General features: G+C 66.2%; 13 protein-coding genes. 8 read left to right on the forward strand and 5 right to left on the reverse strand.

Features of this window, described 5'->3' with window-relative positions; all coding sequences use genetic code 11:
* The first annotated feature begins 1 nt into the window (after position 1).
* From SJY41_RS03745 to SJY41_RS03760, 4 genes are all read left to right on the forward strand, one after another.
* Positions 2 to 733 carry a biotin--[acetyl-CoA-carboxylase] ligase gene (locus SJY41_RS03745; protein WP_380784047.1) on the forward strand — a complete coding sequence of 244 codons (732 nt, stop codon included), beginning with the start codon at positions 2 to 4 and terminating at the stop codon, positions 731 to 733.
* 10 nt (positions 734 to 743) lie between these two features.
* Complete coding sequence (locus tag SJY41_RS03750; protein WP_380779171.1) at positions 744 to 1,520, forward strand: type III pantothenate kinase; 777 nt, start codon at positions 744 to 746, stop codon at positions 1,518 to 1,520.
* Between the two features lie 63 nt (positions 1,521 to 1,583).
* Positions 1,584 to 3,221, forward strand: coding sequence for a ribonuclease J (locus SJY41_RS03755; protein WP_380779173.1), 1,638 nt, complete (start codon positions 1,584 to 1,586; stop codon positions 3,219 to 3,221).
* Between the two features lie 4 nt (positions 3,222 to 3,225).
* Positions 3,226 to 3,507, forward strand: coding sequence for a DUF1467 family protein (locus SJY41_RS03760; RefSeq protein ID WP_380779175.1), 282 nt, complete (start codon positions 3,226 to 3,228; stop codon positions 3,505 to 3,507).
* A 151-nt stretch (positions 3,508 to 3,658) separates the two neighbouring features.
* On the opposite strand, the gene SJY41_RS03765 is transcribed toward SJY41_RS03760, so the two are convergent.
* Together SJY41_RS03765 and SJY41_RS03770 are read right to left on the reverse strand one after the other, a co-directional pair.
* Positions 3,659 to 4,438 (reverse strand): SDR family oxidoreductase, encoded by a 780-nt coding sequence (locus tag SJY41_RS03765; RefSeq protein ID WP_380779177.1) that lies wholly within the window; start codon positions 4,436 to 4,438, stop codon positions 3,659 to 3,661.
* Between the two features lie 96 nt (positions 4,439 to 4,534).
* On the reverse strand, positions 4,535 to 6,820 hold the full coding sequence (locus SJY41_RS03770; protein WP_380779179.1) for a hypothetical protein: 2,286 nt from the start codon (positions 6,818 to 6,820) through the stop codon (positions 4,535 to 4,537).
* Positions 6,821 to 6,923: 103 nt separating this feature from the next.
* Between SJY41_RS03770 and SJY41_RS03775 the strand changes: the two genes are divergently transcribed.
* The 4 genes from SJY41_RS03775 to SJY41_RS03790 all read left to right on the forward strand — a co-directional run bounded on the left by SJY41_RS03775 (position 6,924) and on the right by SJY41_RS03790 (position 11,002).
* Positions 6,924 to 7,217, forward strand: a complete 294-nt coding sequence (locus SJY41_RS03775) for an Hpt domain-containing protein (protein ID WP_380779180.1) — start codon at positions 6,924 to 6,926, stop codon at positions 7,215 to 7,217.
* Positions 7,218 to 7,296: 79 nt separating this feature from the next.
* Positions 7,297 to 8,478: a hypothetical protein gene (locus tag SJY41_RS03780; protein ID WP_380779182.1), complete on the forward strand. Its 1,182-nt coding sequence runs from the start codon at positions 7,297 to 7,299 to the stop codon at positions 8,476 to 8,478.
* Positions 8,479 to 8,513: 35 nt separating this feature from the next.
* Positions 8,514 to 9,614 carry a DUF2336 domain-containing protein gene (locus SJY41_RS03785; RefSeq protein WP_380779184.1) on the forward strand — a complete coding sequence of 367 codons (1,101 nt, stop codon included), beginning with the start codon at positions 8,514 to 8,516 and terminating at the stop codon, positions 9,612 to 9,614.
* Positions 9,611 to 11,002, forward strand: a complete 1,392-nt coding sequence (locus SJY41_RS03790; protein WP_380779186.1) for a sensor histidine kinase — start codon at positions 9,611 to 9,613, stop codon at positions 11,000 to 11,002. The genes SJY41_RS03785 and SJY41_RS03790 overlap by 4 nt, the downstream gene beginning before the upstream one ends.
* On the opposite strand, the gene SJY41_RS03795 is transcribed toward SJY41_RS03790, so the two are convergent.
* The 3 genes from SJY41_RS03795 to gltX are packed head-to-tail and all read right to left on the reverse strand — an operon-like array spanning position 10,964 to position 13,906.
* Positions 10,964 to 11,167 carry a hypothetical protein gene (locus SJY41_RS03795; protein WP_380779188.1) on the reverse strand — a complete coding sequence of 68 codons (204 nt, stop codon included), beginning with the start codon at positions 11,165 to 11,167 and terminating at the stop codon, positions 10,964 to 10,966. The genes SJY41_RS03790 and SJY41_RS03795 overlap by 39 nt on opposite strands.
* The gene (locus SJY41_RS03800) at positions 11,167 to 12,450 is read right to left on the reverse strand and encodes a citrate synthase (protein ID WP_380779190.1); all 1,284 of its coding nucleotides are present in this window, start codon (positions 12,448 to 12,450) and stop codon (positions 11,167 to 11,169) included. The genes SJY41_RS03795 and SJY41_RS03800 overlap by 1 nt, the downstream gene beginning before the upstream one ends.
* A gap of 25 nt (positions 12,451 to 12,475) precedes the next feature.
* Positions 12,476 to 13,906, reverse strand: a complete 1,431-nt coding sequence (gltX, locus tag SJY41_RS03805) for a glutamate--tRNA ligase (RefSeq protein ID WP_380779192.1) — start codon at positions 13,904 to 13,906, stop codon at positions 12,476 to 12,478.
* Between the last annotated feature and the right edge of the window lie 8 nt (positions 13,907 to 13,914).

Consider the following 13,914-nt stretch of genomic DNA (forward strand, 5'->3'; position numbering starts at 1 on the left):
CATCATCCGCACCGTCGCGGAAACAGGATCGACCAACGCCGACCTGCTTGAGCTTGCACGCGGCGGTGCCGAAGATGGTCTTTGGCTGCGTGCGACCCGGCAGACGGCGGGGCGGGGGCGGCTCGGGCGTGAATGGTCGTCGCCCGAGGGTAACCTCTACGCGAGCACTCTCGTGAGGTTGCGGCCGAGCGATCCTCCGGCAGCGAGCCTCGCGCTGGTTGCGGCGGTCGCCTTGCAGGAAACCGTCTCGACCTTTCTCGTCGCCGGGATCTGCCAGGGCACGACCGATGCGAGCGAGACGCTCGTCCTGAAATGGCCGAACGACCTGTTGCTGGCGGACGCCAAGCTGTCGGGCATCCTGCTCGAACGCGCGGACGACGCAGTGATCGTCGGCTACGGCGTCAACATCGCGCATCACCCGGACTTGCCCGACCGTGCGACGACCGACCTCGCCGCGCACGGCGTGGTGGTCGAACCGGCGATGTTCCTCGACATTCTCGCTGACAGTTTCGCGCGCTGGATCGGTCGCTGGCGGACCGAGGGTATCGCGCCGGTTCGCGAGCGCTGGGTCGATTGCGCGCATGCCGCCGGCACCGCGCTGACCGCCCGGCTTCCCGATGGCAGCGGCGTCGACGGCCTGTTCGTCGGGCTCGACACCGACGGCGCGCTGATCCTCCGCTTGGCGTCTGGCGAGCGGCGTGTCATTCACGCTGCCGACGTCTTCCTGCTTTGAGGCCCCGCTGATGCTGCTCGCGATCGATGCCGGCAATACCAATGTCGTGTTCGCGCTCGTCGATGCCGGCGAGATCGTCGCGCGTTGGCGGATCGCGACCGACCCCCGGCGGACGGCGGACGAGTATGCGGTGTGGCTGAGCCAGTTGATGCAGCTCGGCGGGCATGATCGCACCGCGGTCGAAGGCGTGATCGTCGCCACCGTCGTGCCGCGCGCACTTCACAATCTTCAGGTGCTCGCGTCGAAATACTTCAACACCGAGGCACTGATCGCCGGCCACGCGCCGGTCGAATGGGGCATCGCGATCGACGTCGACGAGCCTGCCTCGCTCGGTGCCGACCGTGCGGTCAACACGATCGCCGCGCATGCGCTGCATCCCGGTGACTTGATCGTGATCGATTTCGGCACCGCGACCACGTTCGACGTCGTCGACTATAGCGGCGCGTACAAGGGCGGGATCATCGCGCCGGGGATCAACCTCTCGCTCGACGCGCTGGTAACCGCGGCCGCGAAACTGCCGCGGATCGCGATCGAGGCGCCGACCGATACCAGCGTGATCGGACTCAACACCGTCTCGCAGATGCATATCGGCATCTATTGGGGCTATGTCGCGATGATCGAGGGGCTGGTCGCGCGGATGAAGCGCGAGATCGGCCGTCCCGTGAAGGTCGTCGCCACCGGCGGGCTTGCCACGTTATTCGAGAAACAGACCGACGTGTTCGACGTCATCGAAGCCGACCTGACGATCCAGGGGCTGGCGATGATGTGGGATCGTCACCATATCTAGGGCCATTGGGCTCGCGCCGACCGGCCTGCGGGCCATATTCCTGTATAATCCTGAAAGCATATAATGACTCCGAAGAACGAACTCCTTTTCTGTGGCCTTGGCGGCTCCGGCGAAATCGGCATGAACGTCAACCTGTACGGCTGCCAGGGCAAGTGGGTGATGGTCGATCTCGGCATCACCTTCGCCGATCCGCAATATCCTGGCGTAGACGTGATTCTGCCCGACCTGTCCTTCATCGAGGACCGGATCGACGACCTGCTCGGCATCGTCATCACGCATGGCCATGAAGATCATATCGGCTCGCTGCCGTACCTCGCCGAAGACCTCGGCGTGCCGATCTACGCGACGCCATTCACGATGGGACTGATCCGCGGCAAGCTCGAGGAAGAGGGCATCGCCAACCGCGTGAAGCTCAAGATGATCCCGATGGGCGGCAATTTTCAGCTCGGGCCGTTCGGCTTTACCTTCGTCGAGATGTCGCATTCGATCCCCGAGGCGAACGCGCTGTTGATCGATACGCCTTACGGCCGCGTGTTCCACACCGGCGACTGGAAGCTCGACAAGAACCCGGTGATCGGCAACCCGACCACGCCGGAGGGCTTCATGGCGATCGGCGACAAGGGCGTCGACGTGCTGGTCTGCGATTCGACCAACATCTTCAACACCACTGCGTCGGGCAGCGAGAGCACCGTTCGCAAGGGGCTGTTCGAGGAAGTCAGCAAGGCCAAGGGCCGGGTGATGATCACCAGCTTCGCGTCGAACGCGGCGCGTCTGCACACGTTCGGTGAAGTCGCGAAGGAAACCGGGCGCAAGCTGTGCGTCACCGGGCGTTCGCTCGACCGGATCATCAAGGTCGCGCGCGCGACGGGCTATCTGAAGGATTTCCCTGACACGATCAGCCCCGACGAGGCGATGCGCCTGCCCAAGAACAAGGTGCTGATCATTGCCACCGGCGGCCAGGGCGAGGAACGCGCGGCGCTCGCACGTGTCGCCAATGGCCAGCACACGATCACGCTCGAAGCCGACGACACGGTGATCTTCTCGTCGAAGCAGATCCCGGGTAACGAGGTCCAGATCGGTCGCATCCAGAACACGCTGGCGGCCAAGGGCATCCGCATGATCACCGAGCGCCAGGCGCACGTCCATGTGTCGGGTCATCCGGGTCAGCCGGAACTCGCGCAGATGTATGACTGGCTGCGTCCCGACGTGCTGGTGCCGACGCACGGCGAGATGCGCCACATGATGGAGCATGCGCGCTTCGGTCTCGAGCAGGGCATTCCACGCGCGATCGTGCAGAGCAATGGTGACATCATTCGCCTGGCGCCCAAAGGCCCGGCGAAGATCGGCAATGCGACGGTCGGGCGTTTGGTGCTCGACGGCGACGTGATCCTCCCGGCGGACGGCGCGACGATCGCCGAGCGTCGCAAGCTGGCGATCAACGGCCAGATCTCGGTCGCGGTCGCGCTCGGCAAGGACGGCCGGATGGTCGGCCAGCCGCAGGTGCGCGTGCAGGGCGTGCCGGTCGAGGAAGATCGCGCGGCGTTCATCGCCGATGCGGTGCAGGCGGCAGGCGATACGGCCCGCGGTGGCAAGCGCGAGAGCGAAAAGATGCGCGAGCAGATCCGTCTCGCGGTGCGCAAGGTCGCCAAGCGTTGGACCGGCAAGCAGCCGATCGTCGATGTCCTGCTGATCGAGGGCTGATCCGGTGCACTGGACCTCGGCACTCGCGATCTACGTCCTGTTCTGGGCGTTCTCGGTGTTCCTGGTCCTGCCGTTCGGTGTGAAGACGACGCGCGAGGCCGGGGGCGAGCACGTCCCCGGTCAGGCCGAAAGCGCGCCGCACGAGTTTCGATCTGGGCGGACGGCGTGGCGGGTGACCGTGGTGGCGACGGTGTTGTTCGCGCTGTTCCAGCTGAATTATGCTTATGGGTGGATCACGCCGCAGACGGTCGACCTGTTCGACCGTGGGAATATGGTCACGCGCTGAGGGGCGACCCCACGATCCTCCCCCGCAAGGCGGAGGTGGCACCGAAGGTGACGGAGGGGGAGGATACGGAACAGAGGTTTCCCTTACCTCCCCTTCCATCTGGCAAGTGCCAGCCACCTCCCCCTGGCGGGGGAGGATTACAATTTATCCTTTACCCCGGCGAGGCGGCAGACCCAGCCAGCAACCCGCCGTCGATGTTGATCTCCGCCCCCGTGATATACGTGGCCTCGTCCGACGCGAGCATCACCGCCACCGCAGCAACCTCGTCCGGCATCCCGAACCGCTTCAACGGCGTATCGGCAACCAGCGCCGCCATCCGCGCCTCACGATCCGGCCCCGAACCGAGCATTGGCTCCCAGATCGGCGTCAGGATCGCCGCGGGATGGACCGAGTTGCAGCGGATCTTCCACCCCTGCTGCGCGCAATACAGCGCCACTGTCTTGCTGTGATTGCGGATCGCCGCCTTCGACGACGCATAGGCAGCGGCAAGCGGGATGCCGACCAGCCCGGACCGCGACGAGATGTTGATGATCGAGCCCGTACCCGCTGCTTTCATCGCACCGATCGCGTAGCGGCAGCCGAGGAACGTGCCGTCTAAATTGACTGCATGAACCGCGCGCCAGTCCGACAAGGCCGCATGCTCAGGATCATGCGCGACCATGCCGTGCTCGAAACCGGTCACGCCGGCATTGTTGACGACCACGTCGACCGCCGGAACGAGCACTGCCAGCCGTTGCCAATCCGCTTCCTCGCGAACGTCCAACTTTTCGAACCGGCAGCCGATAGTCGCGGCCGTCTCGGCGCCGGCTGACTCCTCGATGTCGGTAACGATGACGATCGCGCCTTCGTCGTGGAAGCGCTCGGCGATCGCGCGGCCGATGCCACGCGCTGCGCCGGTGACGACGCAGATTTTGGTATTCAGTCTGGGCATGCGAGCCTCGAAACAGGAGTCCGGTCGGCGGGTTGCTCCGCTGGCGAAGGCCGCGTCAGCGGTGACGCTGGATCATGACGGCGACTCCCGTTCGGTTCAGCGCAGCCGCTCGATCGCCTGCGCCAGCGCGACGTACAGCTTGCCCATGTCCGACGACAGAAGCGTCACGCCGAGCGGCGAGCCATCGCGCTGCGTCAGGATCGTGCGGAGCATTGCTTCGAAATCGTGGATGTAGCGATTGACCATCTCGCGGAACGTCTCGTCCTGATCGTAGAGCGCGGCGATCTCGCGGACTTCGCTGGCGTCGAGGATGCGCACAGCGCGACGCGTAAAGACGCCGCGGTCGCCCTTGAGATACGCGCCCCAGGCGCTGTCGGAGATTTCCGGCGCGATCGCCTTGGTGATGTCGATCGAAGCCGAGTTGAGCGATTCGATCAGGAGGGAGACGCGACGCGCGAAGGTATCCTGATTGGCGTCCTCGCGCTCGGTGCGGGCTTCCTCGATCCGCGTTTCGACGATCGCGGTCTGGTCGACGATCGTCTGGACTTCCCGCGCGAGCCGTTCGGTCGCGCCGGTGGTGGCGTCGACCGCGGCTTCGGTGGCGTCGGCGAGCGCGCGAACCTGTCGCTCCACCGTGTCGGCGGTCGCCCGGCGCATTGCGTCGGCGCTGGCCACCCCCAGCGCGGCCGCTGCTTCGGGGATGACCTTCGACAGCGTCTCACGGGCTTTGTCGGCCGCGACCGCGGCGGTTTCGCGCACGCGGTTGAGCGCCTCGATCAACTGCGGGGCTGCGTCTTCCGCGAAATGCTGCGTGCGGCCGATCGCTTCGTCGACCATCTGGCCGAGGGCATCCGCCTTGGCGCGGCCGGTGTTGAGCGTGTTGAGCAGATCGGTCGACAGCGTGTCGAGCACATGGCGTTGTTCGCCGATCACTCCGGCGATCGCCTCGATCGCGTCGTGGGTGCTCTCCGCGGCAGTGACCAGCGCGAGCAGTTCGGGTCGCGCGGAAACGACGATGCTCTTGCTGGCGAGCACGTGCGAATCAAGTCGGCCAAGTGCCTCGGGCATCGTCTCGTCGATCTCACGCGCGGCCGCATCGAGTGCGACCAGCAGCGTTTCGGTGGTCGTGATCGTGCGGTGCGCCATTTCGTCGCCGGCCCGCAACGCTTCCGTCATCGCGTCAGCCGAGCCGCCAAGCGCGCTGATCGAGGCGGCGAGCCCCTGCGTGCGTTCGGTACCATGACGGTGCAGGTTCTCGATCCGTGCCTCGACTTCGCCAAGCCCGGTGTGGAGGTCGTCGACGATCCGGTCGCCGGCGTTGCGCTGCAGGTCCAGCCGGATGGCGACGCGTTCGATCGCGTCCTCGACGGTCGCGATGCGCCGGGCGAGCGCTTCGGCACTGTCACGGGCGGCGCTGTCGAGCGCGGCCTGGTTGGCCCCGACCATCGCCAGCATCGCGTCCCCCTGCGCGGCGATACCCTTGCGCGCTTCGTCGACCGCGTCTGCGGTACGGTTCAGTAGCGCATCGACTGCCGCGGACATGCCGTCCGTCACCGTTTCGAGATGCGTGCCGGCGGTCTGGCTGGTCGCCTCCATGCGGACGATGTGCGCGGCAAGACGCTGAGCGGCGCCGCTCGCCATCGTGTGGGCATCGCGGCCGCGTTCCGCGAGCGCGCCGATCTGCGCATCGAGGGCGGCGGCATGTTCACTTGCCGACAGGCCAGTGCGTTCGAGCCGCTTGGCGACGTCGTCGATATCGGCCTGAGCGCGGGGGAGGGTGGCGATCAGGACGCCCAGGCTGGTCTGCGCACCGGCGGTAGAGGTAGCGAGGTTGCGCGCATGGGCTGCGGCCTGATCGATTTCGGAAACCATGCCGCGACCGATTGCGGCCAGCTGTTCGGTGGCACCGCCACCCATCGCCATCAGCGCGTCGAGTTGCTTGGCAAGTTGCGTCCGGTTGGCCTCGATCGTGTTCGAAAGGGCTGCGACGGTGCGCTCGAGGTTGGCGGCCTCGTCGCGCATGGCTTGCGCGGTCACCCCGAAACGATGTGCCTCGGCGCGGCTGGTGCGCATCGCGAGCAGCCAGACGATGCCGACGAGCACTGGGACGACGCAGAGTGCGGCGATGAACTGGACGAGTAGGACCGGCTCCAGGGTTCCGAGCGAACCGCGCGCGATCCAGAGCATCGCGCTCAGCCAGATGATCACGGCGGCGAAGCCCATCGCTGCAAACAGGGGGCCGCGTTCGCGCGTGGGCTGTTGAAAAACCTCGTCGAAGTGAGATTCAGTGACGGTTTCGGACATGTCTTCTATCACCGGATCCATCACGATGTCCGCGCGAATGGGATGGGCATTGCCTGCCGTCGCGCGAAACCCGATCATTGACGAACCCCCGTTCATGAACCGCGGAAGTATCACGAAACGCGGCCGGACAAAACGCATAGTGCAAGCTTTGCTTAAGCATCCATCCGGTAAGCAGGGCGACATGGCGTATGATCCCGGAGCAATCGATGCGACGTTGGCGGCTGCAGTCGGCGACGAACCCACGCTGATCGCCGACTTACGAGTCGCGTTCATCGAGAGCGCGGAGCGTGCACTGACGGCGATGACGCTGGCGACGGGCGTCGACGATTGGCGGGCCGCGGCGTGGCGTCTGAAGGGCTTGGCGGCGAGTTTTGGCGCGGTCCGGCTGATGGCGCTTGCGACCGAAGTGGCCGAGGGCGATCCGCGCGATACCGAGGGTTTGAAGAAGCTGCGCCGCGCCGTATCGCGCCTGTGACGCGGTTCCGGCCGTAAGGGAGGGCGGCTCGGCCGAACGCGGGCTTTGCAGGACGCCGCGTACCGCCTAACAGCCGCCCATGCTTGCCGGCCTATTATTTGCAATTCACGACGCCGACGATCGACCCGATCGTCTGGCCGCGACGCTGCCGTTCAGTGGCGTAACGCTTATCGAGTACCAGGCGCGGTTGCTGATTGCGGCGGGCGTGTCGCAGATCATCGTCGTGGTCGCGCGGATGACGCCCGAACTGCTGGGCGCGATCAACCGGATCGGGCGGCGCGGCGTGAGCGTCGATACGGTGCGGTCCGCGACCGAGGCCGTCGAGAAGCTGCACCCGCTGGCTCGCGTTCTGATGCTCGGTGACGGACTGGTCACCACCGACGCGATCGTCAAGGCGATGGCGAGCGAGGAGGGCGATTGCCTGCTCGTCGTTCCGGAAAGCGATGCGGGGCCGGGCTTCGAGCGCGTCGGTGGGCAGATGGCTTGGGCCGGCGTCGCGCGGCTGAGTTCGAGCCGGATCGCCGAGGTCGCAGGATTGCCGCAGGACTATGATCTCCAGTCGTCGCTGTTGCGGTTCGCGGTCCAGTCGCGCGCGACCCACGTACTGCTGCCGACGGATGCCGTGCGGGGGGGGCACGGGATCGAGCGTCAGGCCCGGACGCTGGAGGAGCGTGGCCGCGCCGTCCTGATGACGATCGTGTCGGGGCGGCGGGGCTGGTTCGACCGGTTCGTGCTCGCGCCGATCGCGCGGCTGGCGCTGCCGTTGCTGGTGGATCGCGGCGCGGCGGGGACCAGCGTCGGCGCGGTTGGGCTCGCGCTGGGCGTTGCCGGTTTGGCGACGATCGGCTTCGGTCTGGCATCGATCGGGCTGATCCTCGCCCTGGTTGGCTGTATCGGGCTGGCGCTTGGCTCGGTGTTGAGTGGTCTGCGCGACGACGCGCCGATGGCGCGCTGGCAGACGCTGGCGATCGCCGGGGTGGCCGCGTCCGCGATCCTCGTCTTCGCATTTTTCGTCAGCGGCTATGCGGGTGACAACACTGCGCTGGCGATCGGCATCGCGACGGTCGCGATCGGCGGATTGGCGGAGCGTGGCATTCTCGAACGTGATCGGCTGCTGTGGTGGGGTAGCCCTACTGGGTATCTGCTCATGCTCGCAGTGTTCGCACTTGGCGGATTTCCGGTGTTCGGGCTGGGCGTGACGGCGGTCTATGCGACCGCTACGCTGACGGCGGTGATCGAGCGACTTCGCCGGCAACCTTAGGCGTACCTTAACGACCGGAGACTAAGCACGGGATCATGTCGGTCGGCCCAGACCCAGTGCGTGACGCTATGCCGTCGTTCGATGATCCCGTTGCGCGGGCGGAAAAGGCGCGTCTGCGCGCCGAAATGCGGCTGGCGGGAACGATTGCCGACTTTTTTCACGACGCCGACGCGCGATTGGACGACCGGACCCGGCTGATGCTGGCCCAAGTGCTGGCATCGATCATCGGCGCCATCGAATGGGACATCCGGCGCCATGCTGCCCGCTTGCTCGCCAATGGTGGATCGACCGGAGCGGGGGAGGCGATCCTCAAGGTCCGCGCGGGTAGTGTCGTCGAGCGGCTGTCGCGCGCGGGGTTGCTTCGCGACGAGGAACTGATGGACGAACTCATCGCACGCGTTCGCCATGACCTGATTGCGGCATCGTTGCCGGTCGAGGCCGGGGAGCCGGACGAAGCGAGCTTGCTGGTACGCCTCGCCGGAGTCCCGGACAGCGTCGTTGCGTCGGCCGCATCGGCGCTGCTGGTTGCCGAAAGCCGGCGGCGGGTTGCGAACGAACAGGGATCTGCAGGCGGGAGCGAACTGCCCGCCGAACTGCATCATCGCCTGGTGTGGTGGGTGGCGGCGGCGATCCGGGATGGCTTGCGGCGCGACACGGGGGAGTGCGACCGCGCCATCACCGATGCCGCGCAGCGTAGCCTTGCCGCGCATGACGAGGGCGAGCGGCCTGATGCCGTCGCGACGCGGCTTGCCAAGGCGCTCGATGCCCGCCCCAACGAACTCGCCGCGGTTCTGATCGAAGCGATCGGCGACCGGCGGCTGTCGCTGTTCGTCGCGGTGCTCGCGCATGCGATCGGCATCGCCTTCGATCAGGCGCGATCGATCACGCTCGAACCCGAAGGCGATCGGCTTTGGCTGGCCTTGCGCGCCATCAACATGGATCGGCCGACGATCGCGAAGATCGGGTTGGCCTTGTCGGAGGCAGATCCGCGGCGCGATATCGAGGCGTTTGCGGACGCGCTCGATGCGATCGCGTCGGTCGGCGTCGAGGATGCGCGCGCATCGCTGGCGCCGCTGGAACTTCATCGTGATTTTCGCATGGCGTTGCGCGCGTTGGCGCGTACGGATCGCCGATGAGCGTGTTCGATCCCACGACCGAAAGCCCGATCGCGCACGCCATTGTCGCGCCCGACGGCTCGCTGTCGTTCGCGGACCCCGCGTTGATCGCGCTCAACCAACGGGCTGGCGGCATGCGCGGCGCCCCGCTCGCGGTGCCGCAGTTAGCGACCATTGCCCGGCTGGCGCGCCGGCTCGGCATCGTCGTGTCGCGTGGCGTGGTGGTGGCCGACGACGAGGCGGACATCGATCTTTGGGTGCGTGCGCAGCCGGATGGCGAGAACGTGCGGCTGACGGTGAGCGGGTGGCGTGAGATCGCCGCATGGCGCCCGACCCGGCCCTCGCCCGATGCGCACCATGATTTCCTCGGCAGCGACACCGATTGGCGGTGGGAAACCGACTCGGCGCTGCGGCTGACGTTCGTGACGCTGGATGCCGGGCCGAAGCATGGCTTCGATGCCTTTGCGCTGCTGGGCCAGCCTCTTACGGCGATGTTCTCGTTCGATACCGGAACGGACGGCGCGTTGCCGATCCTGGACTCGCTTGCTCGGCGGCGAGCGATGACTGCGCAACCGGCACGCTTGCGAAGTTCCGGACGCCCGCTGACGCTGACCGCCAATGTCCGCCACGACGCCTCGGGCGACTTTGCCGGGTTCGTCGGCGCGGCGCGGATGGTGATCGACGACGCGGTACCGCCCGCCGAGCCTGCGACTCTGTCGTCGACGTTTACGAGCGGGCTCGACAAGGCATTGCGGATACCCCTGGCGCGGATCGTCGCCAATGCGGATAGCATCAATGCGCAGGCCGATGGTCCGGTACAGGGTGATTATGCCGACTATGCCGCGGACATCGCCAGCGCCGGACGGCATCTGCTCGAACTGGTCGACGATCTCGTCGACCTGCAAGCAGTCGAGCGTCCCGATTTTGCGCTGGCACCCGAGTCGATCGATCTAGCCGACGTCGCGCGTCGCGCCGCTGGCCTGCTGACGGTGCGCGCCAGCAACGCCGATGTGGCGATCGTCCGACCGGCCATGGACATGCGCGTCCCCGCGCTTGGCGATTTCCGTCGTGTGTTGCAGATCCTGGTGAACCTGGTTGGGAATGCGGTGCGCTATTCCCCGGCGGGGTCGCACGTCGCGGTCGACGTTACGCGCAACGATACGCATGCCGTCGTCGTCGTCGCGGATCGAGGCAAGGGCGTTGCGCTTGAGGATCAGGCGCGGATTTTCGAGAAGTTCGAGCGGGTCGATCCGTCGGAGGCCGGCGGCAATGGGCTGGGCCTGTACATTGCACGGCGTCTGGCGCGGGCGATGCAGGGGGATCTTACGATCGAGAGCGCACCGGGCAACGGTGCGCGGTTCATCCTGACGTTACCGGCGAATCCGGCGCGCAACCAGGATCAGCGCTAAACCGAACGCAGCGAGGAATGCGCCGCGATCCGCCCAAGGCCGCTGGTCGAGCATGAAGCTCGACTGCGGCCAGTGGACGTATCCGAGCCCCTGACCGATCCAGAGCAGACCCATCAGCGCGCACAGCACGCCGACGGCCATCAGGATCGGCCGGAGCGTCTTCATCAGCGTGACGCCATCGGGACGTAGTCACGTGCAGTCGGGCCGCTGTACAGCTGGCGCGGACGGCCGATCTTCTGGTCGGGATCGGTGATCATCTCGTTCCACTGCGCGACCCAGCCGACGGTGCGGGCGAGCGCGAAGAGGACGGTGAACATCGACGTCGGGAAGCCGATCGCCGACAGGATCACGCCCGAGTAGAAATCGACGTTCGGGAACAGCTTCTTCTCGATGAAGTACGGATCGCTGAGCGCGAGACGCTCGAGCTCGATCGCGACGTCGAACACGGGGTCGGTGACGCCCAGCTCGCCGAGCACTTCCTTGACGGTCGTCTGCATGACGGCCGCGCGCGGATCGTAGTTCTTGTAGACGCGGTGACCGAAGCCCATCAGGCGGAACGGATCGTTCTTGTCCTTGGCGCGGGCGATGTACTCGGGGATGCGGTCGACGGTGCCGATCTCATGCAGCATGTTGAGCGCGGCTTCGTTCGCGCCGCCATGCGCGGGGCCCCACAGGCAGGCGATGCCGGCCGCGATGCACGCGAACGGGTTGGCGCCCGACGAGCCGGCGAGACGGACGGTGGAGGTCGACGCGTTCTGCTCGTGATCGGCGTGGAGGATGAAGATGCGGTCCATCGCCTTTTCGACGATCGGGTTCACGACATACTTCTCCGCCGGGACGCCGAACGTCATGCGCAGGAAATTGCCGGTGTAGCTCAGCGTGTTGTCCGGATAGACGAACGGCTGGCCGACGCTGTACTTGTACGCCATCGCGGCGATCGTCGGCATCTTGGCGATCAGGCGGTGCGACGCGATGACGCGCTGTGCCGGATCGTGGATGTCGGTCGAATCGTGATAGAAGGCCGACAGCGCGCCGACGACACCGCACAGGATCGCCATCGGATGCGCGTCGCGGCGGAAGCCGCGGAAGAACTGCGCGAGCTGCTCGTGCACCATCGTGTGGCGCGTGATCGTGTTCGAGAAGTTCGCCAGTTCGTCTTCGCTCGGCAGTTCGCCGTTGAGCAGGAGATAGGCGACTTCCATGAAGTTCGACTGCTCGGCCAGTTCGCCGATCGTGTAGCCGCGGTGCAGCAGCGTGCCCGCGTCACCATCGATATAGGTCAGCTTCGACTGGCATGACGCCGTCGAGGTGAAGCCCGGATCATAGGTGAAATTGTCCGTCTGCGCGTACAGCTTGCGGATATCGATGACATCGGGTCCGACCGTACCGGACATCACCGGATACTCGAAATCCTTGCCGTCGACCTTGAGGGTTGCGGTCTCGCTCATGCTTGTATCCTTCCTCGAAATCTTATCAGCTAGCCATCCGGTCGGCGATCCGTCCCAGGCTCTCGTCGCGCCCGAGCAGGTCGAGCACGTCGAAGATCCCCGGCGACGTCTTGCGTCCCGTCAGCGCGGCGCGAAGCGGCTGTGCGACCTGGCCGAGCTTGACGCCCCGCGCTTCGGCCACGCGCCGTACCGCGCCTTCGAGCGCTTCCGTATCCCACTCGGCGAGCGCGTCAAGTTCGGCATGAGCATTGACCAAAATAGCACTCGCTTCACCCTGCAAAAGGCTCGCTGCGGCGTCGTCCATCGCCAGTGGTCGCTGGCTGAACAGGAAATTCGATCCTTCGGCCAGCTCGTTCAGGTTTGCTGCACGCGGCTTCAGGACGGGCATCGCGCGAGTCAGAAGATCCAGTCCACCGCTAGGCAGGTCGTGACCGAGGCGATCGGCAGCAAGTTGCGCCAGGCGCGCGTCGTCAGCTTCGCGGATGTAGTGGCCGTTGAGGTTCTCGAGCTTCTTCAGGTCGAAGCGCGAGGGCGACTTGCCGACGCCCGACAGGTCGAACCATTCGACCGCCTGTTCGCGGCTGATGATCTCGTCGTCGCCGTGACCCCAGCCAAGGCGCAACAGGTAATTGTCGAACGCCTCGGGCAGGATACCCATCTCGTCGCGGTATGCCTCGATGCCGACCGCGCCGTGACGCTTCGACAGCTTGGCGCCGTCGGAGCCGTGAATGAGCGGGATGTGCGCGTAGATCGGCTCGGGCCAGCCCATTGCCCGGTAGATCGGCAGCTGGCGGAACGCGTTGTTGAGATGATCGTCGCCCCGGATCACGTGCGTGACGCCCATGTCGTGATCGTCGACGACGACCGCGAGCATGTAGGTCGGCGTGCCGTCCGAGCGGAGCAGGACGAGGTCGTCGATCTCTTCGTTCTTGACCGTAACTGCGCCCTGGACGCGGTCTTCGATCGTGACGGCGCCTTCCTGCGGCGCGCGCAAGCGGACGACGTGGGGAAGATTCGGCGCTTCGCTCTCGGGGCGATCGCGCCACGGGCTGCGGATGCGGAGCGGCTTCTTGGCGGCTTGTGCCTCGGCGCGCATCGCTGCGATCTCGTCGTTGGTCATGTAGCAGCGATAGGCGTGGCCGTTCGCGACCATCTCGTGCGCGACCTGCGCGTGACGCTCGGCACCGGCGAACTGCATGACGACGTCGCCTTCCCAGTCGAGCCCGAGCCAGCGCATCCCGTCGATAATCGCGTCGATCGCCGGCTGTGTCGAGCGGACCCGGTCGGTATCCTCGATCCGTAGCAGGAACTTGCCGCCATTCGCCTTTGCGAACAGCCAGTTGAACAGCGCGGTGCGTGCGCCGCCAAGATGCAGGAACCCCGTCGGCGACGGAGCGAAACGGGTAACCACGGGAGCGGCCGGATTGGCGGTGCCCGTATCAGATATTGCGCCCAACCGCGGGT

It is taken from the genome of Sphingomonas sp. R86520 (genome assembly GCF_042466285.1).
GTDB lineage: Bacteria > Pseudomonadota > Alphaproteobacteria > Sphingomonadales > Sphingomonadaceae > Sphingomonas.